Here is an 18,644-nt window from a genome sequence, read left to right as displayed (position 1 = left end):
TAGCTAAACGACAACCGTCATCCCGCAGCGGGATCTATGTTAAGAGATACCGCGAATAAATCGCGGTATGACGTAGGGCTACAGGTGTCATTCCAGCGCGTGACGCTGGAATCTAGTCTTTATTATGCAGCTACTTATTTAAAGTTAAGTTTCCTGGATCCCAGTGTCTGGGCACTGGGATGACAGGAGAAGGAGGCTACTTAGATGACAAGAAAGGGGCTACTGGGATGACAGGAAGAGGAGGCTACTTGGATGACACCAGATCACCTCTTCACAAAAATTTTATCAGTAATACGCATATCAATAATACTCCAATCGCTGAAAGTAAAATCAGTTGTATTGTGCAAGTGGTTTAAATAGTCCCATGCACTAGAAGGGTTATCTTCAGGCAGTTTCACTGTGGAATCGTTATCAAGTATGATATTCCATCTTCTATTCCCTATATAAGCAAAAGAAGAAATGTGGTCACTTAATTGAGTTTTACTCTCTAACACATCTCTAACAAATTCTAGGTTTGATAACGAGTTTTGTCCTGTAATTACAACAAGATCATCTACTGGATAGTTATCTACGATCACTTTACCTTCGAAATCAATTACCGAGGTTTTGTTATTATCTTTCCAGAGAGCAAACGGTTTACGCTCATCTATATTAATATGTAGGGTATTGGGCAAAATCCTGTGAATTCTTACGTATTTTATCCATCTGCTTACGGATTGTATGTTACCGGCAAGTTTTGAAAGTGATATATACAGGATAGGTTGCGTTCTATCTACCAAACTTAGAATGTCCTTTTTGTTTGTAAATTTGTTGCCGCTTACGACTACTTCGTCGATTGAAAATCCACTACTGAGTAATAAACTAGATAGGCAGTCATTATACCAAGTAAAGTAGTAATTAAATCGATTTATTATTTTATCAAGTGAGCTGTAGAGCATTAGCGTAAGAAAAAGTGCTGTGATAATAACCAAGGCACACTTACGCAAAAAACTCCTTTGGCTTCTAGTAATACTGCTCAACATGACTTAAATCCCTAATATTTTTGTGCTGCAAACTATCTTCAATAATAATTTTAACTAATTCATTAAAATTGATTCCTTTTGCCAATTTTGCAATTCCTGGCACTAACGATAACTCAGTAAAGCCAGGATGTGTATTAATCTCAAGCATTTTTAAAGTGTCATTTTTGGGATTATAACGGAAATCTGAGCGGGAAATAGTTTTACAGCCTAAAAATTGATGAATTTTCAGTGCGTGTTCCAAGGTCATTTTATATATATTGTCAGGAATTTCAGCAGGAAATATATGTTCTGCAAATCCATCTGTATACTTTGCTTCATAATCATAGAATTTATTTTTTGGTCGTATTTCCATAGTGCCAATTGCTTCATCTAGCAATACAGCAGTATGTAACTCTACACCTGGAATGTATTCTTCTATGATCATCAAATCTTTTGTCACAGAAGTAGCTCCTTCCTTGTCATCCAAGTAGCCAGATACTGCCTGGTCACGCGCTGGAATGACATTAAATTTCAGTTTTAAATAATCCTCATGTGAGAAAACAATATGCACTCCGATGCTAGAACCTTCATTAATTGGTTTTAAGACGTACGGATAATCGATTTTAATATTATTTTTTAGTAGATCTTCTCGGCTAATTACATAACCTTTTGGAGTGTCGATACTAAGGGATCGAAATATATGCTTTGACATCACTTTATTCATAGCAACAGCCGAAGCCATAACTTCTGAGTGTGTATATTTTATACCTAAAATCTCCAATAAACCTTGAATGCAGCCATCTTCACCATAAGGTCCATGCAGAGCTATAAAAGCAAGGCCCGGATTAATCTTTTTAAGCTTTTCAGCAATGTTGCTGTCAACATCTATTTCTATTGCATTATATGAAAGGCTATCAAGTGCCTTCTTTACGGCTTTTCCACTCATCAGTGATATTTCTCTTTCGCAAGAAAATCCACCACTTAAAATTGCTATAGTTGGAACCATAAGCATTCTATGTTTTACTATATAGCATATATAAAAGATGCTCTTATCTTCAATAGAAAAAACGCTTTGAAAAATTCTATAGTTTTATCCTATGCACAACTGTACAGACATTGCAATTTGCAGGTGGTGTCATTCCAGTCTGGAATCCAGCTTTTTCATAATCATCAAAACGTTGTATTTTAACATAAAACGGCTACTTTTATACTTAATAAAATTCCTGGATCCCAGACTGAGATGACACCGTCATAAAGGAACCAGTGTCAGCTACTCGGATGACATCATAGAGGCACTACCCTTTTAGATGGAAACCAGTGTCAGCTACTTGCATAACACCATCTGCCACCTGCAAATTGCAATGTTTGTACGATTGTGCGTCACGCGCTGGAATGACAAAGAAGAGTGAGTTGCTAGTTTTTTATATGGTTATGCAAGGAGTTTAATCTTTTTTTTAATATTATTCTAAATTTTCATCAAAATAAGTTGTTTTATCCTTTTTTTCCTTATACTCTTCTGCAGTATAGAGAGGTTGCTTTTTAGCTGTGATGTTTGGCCATTTTTGTGAGTATTCTACATTTATATCGTAAAATAACTTGAAAGTTTTTTGTTCGCTGCTCAGCAACTCTTCATCTAGTTCTAAAATATCTTTTATGGAATCATCAGTTACAATTGCATCTACTGGACACTCAGGTATGCACACTCCGCAATCAATACATTCATCTGGGTTAATCACGAGCATGTTTTTACCTTCATAGAAGCAGTCAACGGGACATACTTCCACACAGTCCGTATATTTACATTTTATGCATTTATCTGTAACAAAATGCGTCATAAAACACTGTATATTTGCATTATCTTGGGTACACTAAATTGATAAGAAATTCAAGCCTTTTATGAAGATAAATAAATTGAACAACAAAGAATTAGAAGTATGGTTAAGCTTGGCTAGAACTATAGGACCAATAAAATTTTTTAGTATACTAAGAACACATGGATCGCTAGATGAGGTGCTAAAATATCTCAATAGGGTGGCTAATAATAAGGTGTATGGCATTCAAGATGCACGAGAAGAAATCAATAATGCAGAAAGAATTGGAGCTAAAATTATACCCGCATGTGACCCAGATTACCCTGATCTTTTAAGAAATATCTCTAGTTGTCCTCCTATAATAACTGCGTTTGGTGATATATCATTATTAAGCCGTGAGATAATTGCAATAATCGGTGGGCGTAACTCTTCAATGAATGGAAGAAATTTTGCCAATAAGTTGGCACTTGATTTAAGCGAAGCTGGTTTTGTTATTGTTTCTGGACTTGCAAAAGGAATCGATACTGCAGCAAACAGTGTAATATACAAAAATCATCCCACTATTGCTGTTACAGCAAGCGGAATTGATGTGGTGTATCCAAAAGAGAATTTTGATCTATACAAAAAAATCACTGGGAACGGTGGGTTAGTAATTACTGAGCTTCCATTTGCTACTAAACCAAAGCCTCAATATTTTCCTCAAAGGAATCGAATTATATCTGGCCTATCGCTGGGTGTTGCAGTGATTGAAGCATCGAAACGTTCTGGCTCTCTAATAACAGCAGATTTTGCTTTAAATCAAGGGAGAGAGGTGTTTGCAGTTTCTGGTTTCCCTTTAGATTCACGCTGTAGTGGTAGTAATTATTTAATTAAAAACGGTGCTAAGCTTATCGAATCCGCTGATGACATAATAGAGAGTATTAGGTTTAGTTTACCTCCGCAGCAAAAAAACCTATTTGATGTTGAGCACCATTCTGTTAACCAAAAACAAGAAAAATCACAACAGGCAAAATCTGTTATAGTTGATCATATTAACTCTGTACCTGTTGATATAGATGAACTTATATTAGCAAGCGGACTTTCTACCAACATAGCTCTAATTGCTCTTTTAGAACTAGAGTTGGAAAACAGAATAGAGCGTTCACCGGGGAATAAAATATCGTTAATTTTCTAGATTACTTTAGCTATAGCTAACCCAAGAAAGGTTTTCCTACGTCATACCACCGCGGTATCTCAGCATAGATTCCGCTAACACGTAGCGGAATGACGAATTTCTGTTTTTCAAATTATCGGTAAACCTAAGTCACTTTAGCTATAGGTCAGTATGTCGTTTTACTAGATGTTCGTACAGATATATGCTTGACACTGAAATGATGTCATTTGTCATAGGATTCTTAGTTGCTGATTTTAGAATTGATAAGAGAAAACTTTTTTTCAACTTGTTGTATAATTTTATAAAAGTGATCGAAATCTAAGCTTGCACTACCAATTAAAACTCCTGATAAATTTGAAATATTTAACAAATTTTCTATATTTTCTGAACTGACTGAACCACCATATATAATGTGTTTTTTACCAGTACACAATTTTATTACCTCTATCACCTCAGCAATTGCATCATTATTTGGCATATGACCTGTGCCTATTGCCCATATTGGCTCATATGCTACGGTATATTCACCGTGTGTTGGCAAGCGGTTTTTGCATTGATATTCTATTACTTCTTTTGTTTTTTCATTCTTATAATCTTCTGAATTTTCACCTACACAGATAATTGAGTGTAAGCCTGATTCTATTGCTATTTCCGACTTAAGTTTTATTTCACTATCTTTTTCATTGGCCCTTTCAGAATGACCAAGTATTACGTAAGTACACCCTAGTTCTTTTAACATTTCTGCGCTAATTTCACCTGTGTAAGAACCGAACTTTTTATGATGGCAAGTCTGTGCTCCTATATTAATATTATTGTTCAACTCTATACTGCTTGGAAATGATGTAAAAGGAGGGCAAATTACTAATTTAGAGGTAATTTCGTTGCTCTTGTTGTTAAGTTTGCCTATAAAGTCAACAAATGAAGAACGCATTCCATTCATTTTCCAATTTGCTACTATTAAAAAGGACATCAACTTTACTTATTAGTGAGAGTGCCGACTGTCGGACTTGAACTGACAACCTCCTGATTACAAGTCAGGTGCTCTACCAATTAAGCTAAGCCGGCATAAACACATTAATAATATACAATTATCAATGGATTTTAGTCAACTGATTTTTAAAATACTATATAATGAAAATAATATGAGAAAATTTTTACTGAAGCCAAAAAAGAGTCTAGGGCAAAATTTTATTTTATCGAGTGAGATAACAAAAAAAATCGTCGCTTTAGCTGGTAGTCTGGAAAATTTTAATGTCATTGAAATTGGTCCTGGATATGGTGCATTAACAAGAGAAATATTGGTGCATAATCCAAAGTCTCTACTTTCTATAGAAAAAGATAGAGATTTAGTGAAACACCATGACCAACTGCTAAATGAGCATCAAGGAAAGTATAGAATTATAGAAGCGGATGCACTGCATGTTACAGAAGAAGAGCTGATAGAGCGCCCAGTTAAAGTTATTGCTAACTTGCCTTACAATATCTCAGTAGTGTTATTTTTAAAGTGGTTAAATAATATAAAATTTTTTACGAGTTTGACATTAATGTTTCAAAAAGAGGTAGCAGATCGCATTACGGCAAGACCCAATTCTAAAGATTATGGTTCCTTATCAGTGCTAAGCCAGTTACTATGTGATATAAAAAAGGAATTTGATATTGAACCTAAAGAGTTTTTTCCAAGGCCAAAAGTACATTCTTCAGTAATTACAGTAAATCCTTTGCCTACCCCAAAGTTTGCAGTAAATTTGGAAACCTTAATAAGATTAATACGTGCCGTTTTTGCTCAAAGAAGAAAGATGCTGAGAAATAGCTTGCAAAATATAACGAACCACGCTGAAACTGTCCTTGAAAACGCTAAATTGAGTGGAAACGAACGTCCAGAAAACTTAACTATTGAGCAGTTTTGTTTGCTGGCAAATAATGTAGAATGCTTATTTTGCAAAAGCCCTATTGCAATTTAATTAATTGGCGTATAAGCTTTAAATAAAGTCTATGAAAAAAATGGAAGCTTGTTATTCGTTTGACGATATACTTCTTTTGCCAGCCTATTCTAATATATTGCCTCGCGATGCAGATACAAAAACTTATTTAACAAATAATATAGAACTAAATATCCCTCTCATATCCTCTGCAATGGATACTGTTACTGAATCGGGCTTTGCAATAGCTATTGCCCAACATGGAGGGATAGGTTGCATACATAAGAATTTATCAATAGATGAACAAGTTTTAGAAGTAAGAAGGGTGAAAAAATATGAAAGTTGGATCGTGTATAACCCAATCACGATTTCACCGGATAAAACAGTTGCAGAAGCAATTTCATTAATGAGAGAGCACAATTATTCTGGCATTCCTGTAGTCAATCAACGCAAGTTAGTTGGAATTTTAACTAACCGAGATGTGAGGTTTATTGAAGACCAGAACATGAATGTAAAAGTTTCCGAAGTGATGACAAAAGATAAGTTAGTGACAGTGCGGGAGCAGGGAGTGAATAGTGCCTCAGCAATGAAATTGTTGCATGAAAATAGAATAGAAAAGCTTTTGGTCGTAGATGAAAATTCTTGTTGTATAGGTTTAATTACGGTTAAAGACATTGAAAAATACAATAGATACCCAAATTCATGTAAAGACAGTAAAGGACGGCTTAGAGTTGCCGCTGCAATTGGCACTGGTAAAAAAGATGGTATAGAAAGATGTGAAGCTTTGATCGGAGAAGAAGTTGATGTAGTTGTTGTGGATACTGCTCACGGTCATTCCGAAAACGTTATCAATACCATTAGGGAAATAAAAAAGATGTATCCTAATACGCAATTAATTGGCGGAAACATTGCAACAAAGGAAGCTGCTGAAGCGTTGATTGATGCGGGTGTTGATGCAGTGAAGGTCGGAATAGGACCAGGATCAATCTGTACAACCAGAATAGTTACAGGTGTTGGTGTGCCACAATTCTCTGCAATCAAGAATGTTGCAGAGGCGTGTAGAGCAAGAAACGTCAGACTAATTGCTGATGGTGGGGTAAAATACTCAGGAGATGTTGCAAAAGCTATTGCAGCTGGTGCTGACTCTGTGATGATTGGTTCGATTTTTGCTGGCACTGACGAAAGCCCAGGTGAGATTATCATGTATAAGGGCAGAGCATATAAAGGCTATCGAGGAATGGGATCTATTAGTGCAATGAAGCGAGGTTCAGCTAGCCGTTATTTTCAAGATAAAGATTCAAAACTCAAATTAGTTCCACAAGGAGTGGAAGGAAGAGTTCCATTCAAAGGTCCAGCTTCAGGAGTAATCCATCAGTTGATTGGCGGATTGCAAGCTGCAATGGGGTATACTGGTAATAGGAATATAGAAGAGATGAAAAAAAATTGTAAATTTGTTACTATTACCGCATCAGGATTAAGAGAGAGTCATGCTCATGATATAGTCATTACACAAGAAGCTCCAAATTACGCTTATCAAGCGTCCAATTTGTCAACCGATTCAGAGTAGTGACTGTTTATTATTTTGCACCCCAGTCTTTTTCAAATATTGCTAGCCCTTGGTCAGTAAGTGGGTGATTGATTAATTGTCTAAGTACTTTTGCTGGCACAGTAATTGAATCAGCACCAAGCCTTGCAGCTTTTATTACATGCGCTGGGCTTCTCACTGATGCAACAAGAACTTTAGTATCAAAACCGTAATTAGAATATATAGTACATATATCTTCTATTAGCGATAAGCCATCATAGCTTATATCATCAAGGCGACCAACAAAAGGAGAAATAAAACAAGCACCGGCCTTAGCGGCAAGCAGTGCTTGTCCAGGAGAAAAACATAATGTGATGTTAACAGGTATTTTATGCTCTGTCCACAACTTTTTACAAGAAATTAATCCTTCATATGTAAGGGGCAATTTTACCACAACATTATCAGCGATTTTCGCTAACTTAAGGCCTTCTTTAACCATATCTACATGGTTATTTGCAACAACTTCAACACTAACAGGCCCCTCGATAATAGAGCATATTTCACGCACTAAATCCTCGTATTTATCTTTACGCCCGGACTTTACTATTAAAGAAGGATTAGTTGTTATGCCGTCAATGAACTCCTTTTGTTCTTTAATTTCATTTAAATCAACGCTATCAAGAAAAATTTCCATATTAATCTCCTATTAAAAAACTATCTTTACAAAACATTGTCATCTTTGAAGGCAAAAGTACAAAAATGGTGTTATCCCAGTGTCCGCTACAGAACTGTACGAACGTTCAGTAAGGCAAGGTGTCATTCCAGTGCGTGACACTGGAATCCAGCTTATTTCATCATAGAAATTGTTTTCAACATATGTTCCTAGAATCCCCTGATAATTGCATGATTTGCAAATATTTTTATATCTGGATCCCAGTGTCAAGCACTGGGATGACAGGGAAGAGAATACTGGATGACAGAAAAAAAAGCACTTGGATGACAAAAACTGGGCTACTTGGATGACAAGACCGACTTTTTGCCTAAAATAACTAAGAAAGAAATTTCTCATCAAGATAACTTAAATATATACTAATTCTCTTATTTTTAAACGATTTCTCATCATGAATTGCACGATCAAAAACCTGAATTTGACTTGTTATAATGTTACAATTATTATTTGCAACTTCTAATACGCCACTATCAATTACAACCTTCTTTTCTGTTTGGTTACTCATTTTAACAGTAATCATACCAGGCAATAAATAAATTAAGTAAGGAGCATGGTAAGCTAAAATCATAATCTCCCCTTCGAGCCCAGTTACTGAAAGAGAAACCACTCCACTGAATGAAATTTGATCATCAGGAGAGAAAAATTGCATTTTAAAAGTATTCATAATCTTTAACTTTTATTTAGCTTCAGCTTGTATTAATTCAGCCTTTTTTATTGCTTCATCTATATTCCCCACCATATAAAAAGCAGCTTCTGGTAAGTGATCATATTTACCTTCAACAATCTCTTTAAAACTGGAAACAGTATCAGAAAGTGAAACAAATTTACCAGGCATACCAGTAAATATTTCTGCAACGTGAAAAGGTTGAGAAAGAAATTTCTGAATCTTACGAGCCCTATCAACAATAATTTTATCTTCATCAGATAGCTCATCCATACCAAGTATTGCGATAATATCTTGCAGTGATTTATAAGTTTGCAATATACGTTTCACCTCAGAAGCTACCTTATAATGTTCTTCACCAATGATTTCAGCAGATAAAGACTGAGAAGTTGAATCAAGTGGATCAACAGCAGGGTATATTCCCATTTCAGCTATTTGCCTTGACAACACTGTGGTGGCATCAAGATGAGAGAATGTAGTTGCTGGGGCTGGATCAGTTAAATCGTCCGCAGGAACATATATAGCTTGCACAGAAGTAATAGAGCCAGAAGTTGTTGAAGCTATTCTTTCTTGCATTGCACCCATATCAGTTGCAAGGGTTGGCTGATAACCAACAGCTGACGGTATTCTTCCAAGTAAAGCAGAAATTTCAGAACCAGCTTGTGTAAAACGGAAGATATTATCCACAAAAAATAAAACATCTTGGTTTTCACGGTCACGAAAATACTCTGCCATAGTAAGTGCTGTTAAAGCAACTCTAGCCCTTGCTCCAGGAGGCTCATTCATCTGACCATAAACCAAAACAGCTTGAGATTTTTCATGCTCATTTATATTTATTACATTTGAAGTGATCATCTCGTGATAAAGATCGTTACCTTCACGCGTTCTCTCCCCTACCCCGGCAAACACAGAAAATCCTTTATGAGCTTTTGCTATATTATTAATTAATTCCATTATCAGGACTGTTTTACCAACACCGGCTCCACCAAATAAGCCAATTTTTCCTCCTTTAAGATAAGGTGCAAGAAGATCTATAACTTTTATTCCCGTAACTAAAACTTCTCCCTGTATTCTCTGTTCAGTAAAACTTGGAGGTGCTCTGTGTATAGGCTCTAAGTTATATTTTCCCTTCAGTGGACCACACTCATCTATAAGCTCTCCAACAACATTAAAAATCCTTCCTAAAGTTGAACGCCCTATTGGCACCGATATTGGTGCACCTGTATCAACAAATTCATCCCCCCTTGACATGCCATCTGTGCTATCCATAGCAATACAACGAACTATATTGTCACCTATATGCTGCGAAACTTCTAAAACCAGCTCCTTATCCTTATATTTTAGTTTGCTTTTTAAAGCATTAAATATTTTAGGCAATTCACCTTCAAATTTTATATCAACAACTGCTTGAGTTACCTTAATCGCTCTACCTATATTCATCTCTTTGTTTTTATCACCTAACACTATAATTCCATAAAAGAACTTCTAAAGAAAATAAATCTTATATTATTAATAGAAATTTTGCAACATTAAAACGCTTACTAGTTACGCTTCACTACAAACAATGCAAATGCATTTAATAGCCAAGTAATAACAAACAATACTAAGCTAAGCGCATAAGCAGCAAGAGTTTGCACACTATTGAAATCCTGATCTCCGGTAAGTAATGTAGCGATCTGCACGGTAATGGTAGTAACTGAATTAAGAGGGTTAAAAGTCAAATTTGCGTTGATTCCCACAGCCATTAGCACAATCATTGTTTCACCTATCACTCTTGAAATTGACAATAAAATTGCACTTAAAATTGTAGGCATTGCATAAGGTATTGTTATATGCCATATAGTTTCCGCTGGAGTTGCGCCAAGTGCCATGAAGCCATAACGCAAGCTTTTTGGAACAGATCTTATGGCATCTTCGAGTAAAGAAATAATAAAAGGAAGAATCATTATCCCAATCGATAAACCGGCAACTAAGGCACTTTCTGAGTGTATACTTAAACCAAAAAAATTTGCTACCTGCTTTACAAAGAAAGACAAAAACACAACCGCGAAATATCCATATACAACCGTAGGAATAGCAGACAAAACTTGCAAAGTTGTATTAACAATATAACGCACTTTCTCACTCGCATATTCACTAATATATATTGCAGAAAATAAACCAAGCGGAACGACAACTAACATTGCTATAATAGTTATAAGTAATGTACCCACCAAAAGCGGCGCTATACCAAAACATCCTATCTTCTCTTCATTGATAGTGACTACATTGTGGCCCCATTTCAAGCAAAACAAGAATTCTGAAATAGCTACTTTATTAAAAAAATTAATGGATTGAATAAAAATAGATAGTATTATAAATAAAGTAATAAAAAATGATATGGCCAAAGCCACAAATAACGAAAGTTTTATTATCTTATTTCTTTTATTTTTAAAGATAAAAGCAAGCATGAAAAAAAGTAACGCTATAGAAATAAAAGTTATAAAACAATTATTATAGAGTATTAACAACCATGCTAGCATCCATACACAACTAAGATATAGATAAGATTTAACCTTATTTACTTCTTGAAACCTACTAAAACAAAATAAAAGGATTAGTAGGACAGGTATGACTATCACCGAATTCATTTTCCCATACATCAAATTTTATTCTACGAAAATGTCATACAAGTTCACCACCATTTGACAATAAAGTAAAACAATTTAAAATAAATAATTATATTAATATAAAAACAATGAAGAGAACATTTCAACCAAAAAATTTGATAAGAAAGCGCAGACATGGATTTCGTTCACGTATGGCAACAAGAGCTGGAAGAAAAATCCTTAATAGGCGCCGTTTATTAGGGTGTAACAAATTATGCGCATAGTAAGTATAAAAAAAAAGATTTTTCCTTTGCTTTCAAAAATAAGTTAGCATTTAGCAGTCTTTTTTACCGTGGGCTTTATATATCACTGTATGCTATAAAAGAAAGAGAGCCTGAAAAGTACACTCATACTATTAGAGTAGGTCTGGCTATCAGTAAAAAAGCCGGAAAAGCAGCAAAAAGAAATAAAATAAAAAGGCAATTACGAATGCTTGCTAAAGTTAGCATTTTAAATATAAGCAATATAGGGCACTACTACATAATACTAACTCATAGAAACATTATACAAGCAAGTTATAAAAACTTACAAAAAGATCTAACTATTTGCTTAAAAAAGATAAAATAAAAAAAATCTCAATTAAGGTATTTACAACTATATTTTTTATGATAGCATAAGTAAAATTTTTAAAATAAATTAACGGGTGTGGATGTTTAATGGTAGAGAGTAGAAAAGAAGAAGATTTTTATGAATATAAAGAATCTAGTTATCGTACACAATGGGAATTAGCATTTGAGCAAAGTCAATACTTAGAGCAGAATAAGAATAAGCCTAGACCACAATTATTAGATTTTAATATAGAAGCGACTTCTCCTAATAAAAGAATTATTAAAAGGCGATAAAAAGAAATTTTTATAAACTTGGCGGCGACCTACTCTCCCTTTTCAAGTACCATCAGCGCTAAAAAGTTTCACTTCCGAGTTCGAGATGAGATCGGGTGGTTCATTTTTGCTATAGCCACCAAGTCAATAAAAATTTCTAACTTAACAATTTTAACTTAATATTTAACACTGCATACACACATATAGAAAGCAAATAAATCAATCAGGCTATTAGTACTAGTTAGCTTCACATGTTACCATGCTTCCACACTTAGCCTATCAACGTGGTAGTCTTCCACGGCCTTAATTGGGAAATCTTTTTGAAGAGGGTTTCTTGCTTATATGCTTTCAGCAATTATCCCATCTATACATAGCCACCCAGCGATGCTATTGGCATAACAGCTGGTACACCAGAGGTATATCCATCTCGGTCCTCTCGTACTAGAGTCAGACCTTCTCAAATTTCCTTCACCCACGGCAGATAGAAACCGAACTGTCTCACGACGTTCTAAACCCAACTCACGTATCACTTTAATCGGCGAACAGCCGAACCCTTGGGACCTTCTTCAGCCCCAGGATGTGATGAGTCGACATCGAGGTGCCAAACGGTGTTGTCGCTATGAACGCTCGAACACCATCAGCCTGTTATCCCCGGCGTACCTTTTATCCGTTGAGCGATGACCCTTCCATACAGAATCACCGGATCACTATGACCGACTTTCGTCTCTGCTTGGCTTGTCAGCCTCGCAGTCAGGCAAGCTTATGCCATTATACTATCAAGCTGATTTCCGACCAGCTCTAGCTTACCTTCGCACGCCTCCGTTACTTTTTAGGAGGCGACCGCCCCAGTCAAACTACCCACCATACAATGTCCTAGTTCCAGATAATGAAACATAGTTAGATATCAAAAGTGTAAAGGGTGGTATCTCAAGGTTGACTCCATTATAGCTAGCGCCATAACTTCAAAGTCTCCCACCTATCCTGCACATCACACTTTTAATAGCAATGTAAAGCTATAGTAAAGGTGCACGGGGTCTCTTCGTCTAACCGCGGGTACCCCGCATCTGCACGGGGAATTCAATTTCGCTGAAGTGATGTTGGAGACAGTGGAGAAATCGTTACGCCATTCGTGCGGGTCGGAACTTACCCGACAAGGAATTTCGCTACCTTAGGACCGTCAGTGTTACGGCCGCCGTTTACTGGGGCTTCAATTTAGAGCTTGCACCCCTCCTATTAACCTTCCAGCACCGGGCAGGCGTCAGACCCTATACTTCCACTTACGTGTTTGCAGAGTCCTGTGTTTTTAGTAAACAGTCGCTACTCCCTATTTTGTGCCACCTACTCATAGTTGCCTAAAAGCAGGTTACCCTTCTTCCGAAGTTACAGGTATAATTTGCCGAGTTCCTTCAACATCATTCTTTCAACACCTTAGTATACTCTACTCATCCACCAGTGTCGGTTTGCGGTACGGCCTCATAAATATAAGTGCTATTTCCTGGAGCTTCTTTTAAGCATAGATCAATCCAATAAGATCTATACAAATACAAAACCCGTCACACTTAAGAGGTTTAGGAATATTAACCTAATTGCCATCGACTACTCCTTTACGGACTCGCCTTAGGAACCGACTAACCCTACGCAGATTAACTTAACGTAGGAACCCTTAGATTTTTGGTGAGAGTGTTTTTCACACTCTTTTACGCTACTTATGTCAGCATTCTCACTTCCGATATCTCCAGCAGTTTTCACAAACCACCTTCATAGACTTACGGAACGCTCCGCTACCGCGCCTATTGATCGAAATCAATAAGCACTCACATCTTCGGTATACAGCTTTAGCCCCGGTACATTTTCGGCGCAGAAAAACTTATTTAGACAAGTGAGCTGTTACGCTTTCTTTAAAGGATGGCTGCTTCCAAGCCAACCTCCTAGCTGTAATGGTTTTTCTACTTCCTTCCCCACTTAGCTGTAATTTTGGGACCTTAGATAGTGATCTGGGTTGTTTCCCTTTCCACCACGGACTTAGCACCCGTAGTGTGCCTGCTGTATAATTAATTGTTGGTATTCGGAGTTTAGTTAGATTTGGTAAGACGGTGAATCCCCCTAGTCTATCCAGTGCTCTACCCCCAACAACATACATACAACGCTCTACCTAAATAGATTTCGCGGAGAACCAGCTATTTCCAAGTTTGATTGGCCTTTCACCCCTAATCACAACTCATCCAATAATGTTGCAACATTAACTGGTTCGATCCTCCAGTGTGTTTTACCACACCTTCAATCTGGTCATGACTAGATCACTTGGTTTCGGGTCTAATCCATAAAACTAAAACGCCCTATTCAGACTTGCTTTCACTACGCCTACACCTAACGGCTTAAGCTTGCTTCATAGATTAACTCGCTGACCCATTATGCAAAAGGTACGCTGTCACTCTAAATATCAATAAATTGATATAGAGCTCCAACTGTTTGTAAGCACTTGATTTCAGATTCTATTTCACTCCCCTCCCGGGGTTCTTTTCACCTTTCCCTCACGGTACTTGTTCACTATCGGTCGTTAAGTAGTATTTAGGCTTGGAGGATGGTCCCCCCATATTCAAACAGGATTTCACGTGCCCCGCTCTACTCAAGGATTTAAAAACTTTCTACTTATACAGGACTATCACCTTCTATGGTTACTATTTCCAGAGTATTCTAATTCTTATTCTTAAATCACTAGCCTTTTCCGCTTTCGCTCGTCACTACTAACAGAATCTCGGTTGATTTCTTTTCCTTTGGCTACTTAGATATTTCAGTTCACCAAGTTTGCTTTACATACTTAGTATGTAATAACTAGCTAAGCTAGCTGGGTTTCCCCATTCGGAAATCTGCGGATCAAAATTTGTTGACAATTCCCCACAGCTTATCGCAGCCTGCCACGTCCTTCATCGCCTCTTAACGCCAAGGCATCCATCAAGTGCTCTTAATAATTTATTTATCCGACTATATGCAGAATATGCAGAGTTAAATATTATTAAAATTGAATTGAGATTAAATTAATCTCTACCATAAAACTTGTCAAACATCTAAAAACTAAATTAATCTTTTATATGTTATAACCTAACATATAATATGTCAACGCCTTTTTGCACAAAACATTTACTTATATTATCAACAACAATATACTAGCAATCCTAAACAGTACAATCTGAGAAATATGCGGTAAACTTATATATACAGTAAAAATTAATGAAAAAGATATTTTGTAAGATAAAATGTGTTAAAATCAATTACCTAAAAATGATAATGAACATTCGGAGTATTTCTAATGTATGAAAAGTAATCTCTCCTTTATAAAAAATGTTGCTTTAAATTGTATGTCTAAGCTCATTGGTGTATTAAATATTAAGAAAGTAAAACACTTCATTGTGAATAAATATAATACTCTTCATAAAGAAATGACAGTGCTTCTTAAAAAATCTAAGAACCTGTTAAACACCAACATTGAAATCGGTTTATATCACTTTTATAAAGGTAGCATATCAGATGCAAAGTTACGATTTTGGTTAATTAGCATATTTTACCCCCATTTACCCATAGTCTGGTATAACATCGGAAGGTGTCATTTTGCGGTAGGGAATACTAACAAAGCTTATAATTATTTAACACAGACACTAAAATTAGATAGTGATCATGAGGAGGCATCTTACTATATAAAAAAAATGACAAACTCAGCGCCTATTGCAGAATTGCCAAAAAACCTCATAAGACAATATTTTGATTACACAGGTGAATATTTTGTTGAGCATTGGTTGATTGCTAAACAGTATAGAGGGCATGAACTTGTACACATGATAATTACAAAAATCTTCAACAACTTCACTTCTGAGCTCAATATACTTGACCTTGGTTGTGGGACTGGAATATGTGGTCATTTCTTGAAAATAAATAGTACTGGAAGCTACATAACAGGAATTGACATTTCAAGTAGAATGCTAAATATCGCAAGAGGATGCTTTATAAAAGGTAAGCCTGTTTACAATGAATTAATACATATGGAAATGAAAGAGTTTCTTAAACAAGAGAAAAACCAGCAGTATGATGTAATTATCTTTGCTGAAGTGCTACATTATCTACATGACTTTCAAGAAGAATTGGAATTAGCAAAAAGATCTACGAGCAAAAAAGGGGTTGTTATATGTTTAATAAGAAGAAAGGAAGGTGAAGGTATTGACTTTGTAAACAAAGGAGACTATTTTCGTCACTCAGAAAGTTATGTTCAACATGTTGCAAAAAAAATAAATATGCAGATAAGTTATATAAGTTACTGTAAAATATATGGCAGTCAGGTTGACGGTATCTTGTTTGCACTACAGCATCAACAAGAAAATCCGAAAAACCTAACTTAAAAATCGCTCAAAAAGGAATTTTATGAATAATATTACTATTAATTACGCAAAGGATAGCAATTTAACCGATTTTGGAAAAGCAGTTCTATCAGACAGGTATTTAATAGAAAATGAAAGTTACCAAGACCTCTTTGCACGTATTGCTAATTACTATTCTGATAATAAAGAACATGCGCAGCGTCTTTATGACTACATGAGCAACTTGTGGTTCATGCCTTCAACACCAATACTCAGCAATGGTGCCACCAAGAGAGGGTTGCCTATATCTTGCTTTCTTAATGAAACCGAAGACAGTTTGCAGGGAATAGTTGATTTATGGAATGAAAATGTTTGGCTTGCTGCACGTGGAGGAGGCATAGGTAGTTATTGGGGAAATTTACGTTCAATTGGTGAAAGTGTAAAAGGTAGTAGTAAAACATCAGGAATTGTACCATTTATTGTGGTGCAAAATGCTCTAACGCTCGCAATTAGTCAGGGATCCTTAAGGCGAGGAAGTTCAGCAGTCTATCTTCCTGTATCTCATCCAGAGATAGAAGAGTTTCTGGATTTGCGCAAGCCAACAGGCGGTGACCCAAATCGCAAAGCGTTAAATATACATCATGCTGTAATAGTAACAGATAAATTTATGCAGGCTGTTGAGAATGATCAAGAATGGAATTTAATAAGCCCTCACAACAATAAGGTTATTTCAACTGTAAAAGCGCGGGATATATGGATCAAAATATTAACAGCAAGGGTTGAAACTGGAGAACCTTACATTATTTTCCTTGATGCAACAAATAACAATAAGCCAGAATCTTACAAAAAGCTCAACTTAGACATCAAGATGTCAAATCTATGCAGTGAAATAACTTTAACTACAGGTTATGATCACCTAAATAAGTCACGCACTGCTGTGTGTTGTCTATCATCCGTAAACCTTGAGTACTACGAAGAATGGAAAGACAATAAACTCTTCATAGAAGATATAATGCGCTTTCTTGATAATGTATTGGAAGATTTTATAAATAAAGCACCGAATGAAATGCAGCGAGCAAAATATTCTGCAGCCAGAGAACGCAGTATTGGTTTTGGCGTGATGGGCTTTCACTCATTTTTACAAAGCAAAATGGTTCCTTTTGAATCAGTAACAGCACAACAATGGAATAAAAAAATATTTAAGTATTTACGCGAGCAAGCAGATATAGTTTCTAAAAAATTAGCAGAGGAAAAGGGGGCATGTCCTGATGCCAAAGAAGTTGATCTAATGGAAAGGTTTACACACAAGCTCGCTATTGCTCCAACTGCCTCAATCTCCATTATTGCAGGCAATACCTCTCCTGGAATAGAGCCATATGCAGCAAACGTATTCATACAAAAGACACTTACAGGCTCATTTGTAGTGCGAAATAAATTCTTGCAAAAACTATTAGCAGAAAAAAATCAAGACAATGATAAAATATGGTCTTCAATTTCAACAAATGAGGGTTCCGTTCAGCACTTAGATTTTCTTAATGAGCATGAAAAATTGACATTTAAAACAGCGTACGAGCTTGACCAAAGATGGATTATAGAACATGCAAGTGATAGAACTTCGCATATTTGTCAATCTCAATCAGTAAATCTGTTCTTACCTGCCAACGTACATAAACGTTACTTGCACAAAATACACATGCTTGCTTGGAAAAAAGGATTGAAGAGCTTATATTACTGCAGATCACAATCAATGCAGAGAGCTGACAAGGTTTCGCATGACATATTCAAAAAAAGTGAAATATTGCAACACAAAACAGATATTGACTACGATGAATGTTTGTCATGCCAATAGCGACCTTATTCAAAAAAAGTAGAGAGAAAGTTAAGCAAATGGGTAAGGAAATATAATAGACTTCTTGCATAACCATATGATGAGCTTTTCTTGGGAATAGAAACGAAAAAACTTACTTGACAAGCCTCGCCAGCCCCCTTATCATGATAGTGAAGGTATTCAGTTATCTTCATCTGT

General features: G+C 36.0%; 15 protein-coding genes, 1 tRNA gene, 2 rRNA genes and 2 pseudogenes. 9 read left to right on the top strand and 11 right to left on the bottom strand.

Annotated elements, in window-relative coordinates:
* Window positions 1–263: 263 nt before the first annotated feature.
* From OZD67_RS02095 to OZD67_RS02085, 3 genes are all read right to left on the bottom strand, one after another.
* A complete protein-coding gene (locus tag OZD67_RS02095; RefSeq protein WP_182183873.1) occupies window positions 264–1,022 on the bottom strand; it encodes a cell division protein FtsQ/DivIB in 759 nt (252 codons plus the stop codon).
* A complete protein-coding gene (locus tag OZD67_RS02090; RefSeq protein WP_182183871.1) occupies window positions 1,003–2,013 on the bottom strand; it encodes a D-alanine--D-alanine ligase in 1,011 nt (336 codons plus the stop codon). Before OZD67_RS02090 ends, OZD67_RS02095 begins: the two co-directional genes overlap by 20 nt.
* A gap of 448 nt (window positions 2,014–2,461) precedes the next feature.
* Window positions 2,462–2,836: a ferredoxin family protein gene (locus OZD67_RS02085; protein ID WP_096617230.1), complete on the bottom strand. Its 375-nt coding sequence runs from the start codon at window positions 2,834–2,836 to the stop codon at window positions 2,462–2,464.
* 61 nt (window positions 2,837–2,897) lie between these two features.
* Here OZD67_RS02085 and dprA point away from each other — a divergent pair, with 61 nt between their 5' ends.
* The gene (gene dprA, locus OZD67_RS02080; protein ID WP_182183870.1) at window positions 2,898–3,986 is read left to right on the top strand and encodes a DNA-processing protein DprA; all 1,089 of its coding nucleotides are present in this window, start codon (window positions 2,898–2,900) and stop codon (window positions 3,984–3,986) included.
* A gap of 220 nt (window positions 3,987–4,206) precedes the next feature.
* Here dprA and OZD67_RS02075 read toward each other — a convergent pair whose 3' ends face one another.
* Window positions 4,207–4,935: a triosephosphate isomerase gene (locus OZD67_RS02075; protein ID WP_182183868.1), complete on the bottom strand. Its 729-nt coding sequence runs from the start codon at window positions 4,933–4,935 to the stop codon at window positions 4,207–4,209.
* A gap of 22 nt (window positions 4,936–4,957) precedes the next feature.
* Window positions 4,958–5,030 (bottom strand) — tRNA-Thr (locus OZD67_RS02070).
* A gap of 77 nt (window positions 5,031–5,107) precedes the next feature.
* Here OZD67_RS02070 and rsmA point away from each other — a divergent pair.
* Together rsmA and guaB are read left to right on the top strand one after the other, a co-directional pair.
* Entirely contained in the window at window positions 5,108–5,926 is an 819-nt protein-coding gene (gene rsmA, locus OZD67_RS02065) for a 16S rRNA (adenine(1518)-N(6)/adenine(1519)-N(6))-dimethyltransferase RsmA (protein ID WP_182183866.1), read from the top strand.
* A gap of 31 nt (window positions 5,927–5,957) precedes the next feature.
* Window positions 5,958–7,451 (top strand): IMP dehydrogenase, encoded by a 1,494-nt coding sequence (guaB, locus tag OZD67_RS02060; RefSeq protein ID WP_182183865.1) that lies wholly within the window; start codon window positions 5,958–5,960, stop codon window positions 7,449–7,451.
* A gap of 10 nt (window positions 7,452–7,461) precedes the next feature.
* Here guaB and fsa read toward each other — a convergent pair whose 3' ends face one another.
* Entirely contained in the window at window positions 7,462–8,103 is a 642-nt protein-coding gene (gene fsa / locus OZD67_RS02055) for a fructose-6-phosphate aldolase (RefSeq protein ID WP_182183863.1), read from the bottom strand.
* A 182-nt stretch (window positions 8,104–8,285) separates the two neighbouring features.
* Between fsa and OZD67_RS02050 the strand changes: the two genes are divergently transcribed.
* Complete coding sequence (locus OZD67_RS02050) at window positions 8,286–8,432, top strand: hypothetical protein (protein WP_274999669.1); 147 nt, start codon at window positions 8,286–8,288, stop codon at window positions 8,430–8,432.
* A 26-nt stretch (window positions 8,433–8,458) separates the two neighbouring features.
* Here the strand turns inward: OZD67_RS02050 and OZD67_RS02045 are convergent, their stop codons facing one another.
* The 3 genes from OZD67_RS02045 to pstC form a co-directional block, all read right to left on the bottom strand.
* Window positions 8,459–8,803: a F0F1 ATP synthase subunit epsilon gene (locus tag OZD67_RS02045; RefSeq protein ID WP_182183860.1), complete on the bottom strand. Its 345-nt coding sequence runs from the start codon at window positions 8,801–8,803 to the stop codon at window positions 8,459–8,461.
* 12 nt (window positions 8,804–8,815) lie between these two features.
* Entirely contained in the window at window positions 8,816–10,243 is a 1,428-nt protein-coding gene (gene atpD / locus OZD67_RS02040) for a F0F1 ATP synthase subunit beta (RefSeq protein ID WP_182184132.1), read from the bottom strand.
* Window positions 10,244–10,344: 101 nt separating this feature from the next.
* Window positions 10,345–11,433 carry a phosphate ABC transporter permease subunit PstC gene (gene pstC / locus OZD67_RS02035; protein ID WP_182184130.1) on the bottom strand — a complete coding sequence of 363 codons (1,089 nt, stop codon included), beginning with the start codon at window positions 11,431–11,433 and terminating at the stop codon, window positions 10,345–10,347.
* Between the two features lie 107 nt (window positions 11,434–11,540).
* On the opposite strand from pstC, the gene rpmH reads away from it, so the two are divergent.
* The 3 genes and pseudogenes from rpmH to OZD67_RS02020 all read left to right on the top strand — a co-directional run bounded on the left by rpmH (window position 11,541) and on the right by OZD67_RS02020 (window position 12,293).
* The gene (gene rpmH, locus OZD67_RS02030; protein WP_164224295.1) at window positions 11,541–11,675 is read left to right on the top strand and encodes a 50S ribosomal protein L34; all 135 of its coding nucleotides are present in this window, start codon (window positions 11,541–11,543) and stop codon (window positions 11,673–11,675) included.
* A 19-nt stretch (window positions 11,676–11,694) separates the two neighbouring features.
* A pseudogene (gene rnpA, locus OZD67_RS02025) lies at window positions 11,695–12,018 on the top strand (ribonuclease P protein component); the annotation flags it as partial.
* Window positions 12,019–12,107: 89 nt separating this feature from the next.
* On the top strand, window positions 12,108–12,293 hold the full coding sequence (locus OZD67_RS02020) for a hypothetical protein (protein WP_182183856.1): 186 nt from the start codon (window positions 12,108–12,110) through the stop codon (window positions 12,291–12,293).
* 16 nt (window positions 12,294–12,309) lie between these two features.
* Here OZD67_RS02020 and rrf read toward each other — a convergent pair.
* Window positions 12,310–12,416: ribosomal RNA gene (gene rrf, locus OZD67_RS02015) — 5S ribosomal RNA — on the bottom strand.
* Between the two features lie 66 nt (window positions 12,417–12,482).
* Window positions 12,483–15,248 (bottom strand): 23S ribosomal RNA (locus OZD67_RS02010).
* 335 nt (window positions 15,249–15,583) lie between these two features.
* Here OZD67_RS02010 and OZD67_RS02005 point away from each other — a divergent pair.
* Window positions 15,584–16,660 (top strand): methyltransferase domain-containing protein, encoded by a 1,077-nt coding sequence (locus OZD67_RS02005; RefSeq protein WP_182183854.1) that lies wholly within the window; start codon window positions 15,584–15,586, stop codon window positions 16,658–16,660.
* Window positions 16,661–16,679: 19 nt separating this feature from the next.
* Window positions 16,680–18,467: pseudogene (locus OZD67_RS02000) on the top strand (ribonucleoside-diphosphate reductase subunit alpha); the annotation flags it as partial.
* Window positions 18,468–18,644 lie beyond the last annotated feature (177 nt).

Origin of the sequence: Wolbachia endosymbiont of Drosophila nikananu, from assembly GCF_028981865.1 — a bacterium.
Taxonomy (GTDB): Bacteria; Pseudomonadota; Alphaproteobacteria; order Rickettsiales; family Anaplasmataceae; genus Wolbachia; species Wolbachia pipientis_B.
This window is presented reverse-complemented; position numbering and strand designations above follow the sequence as displayed.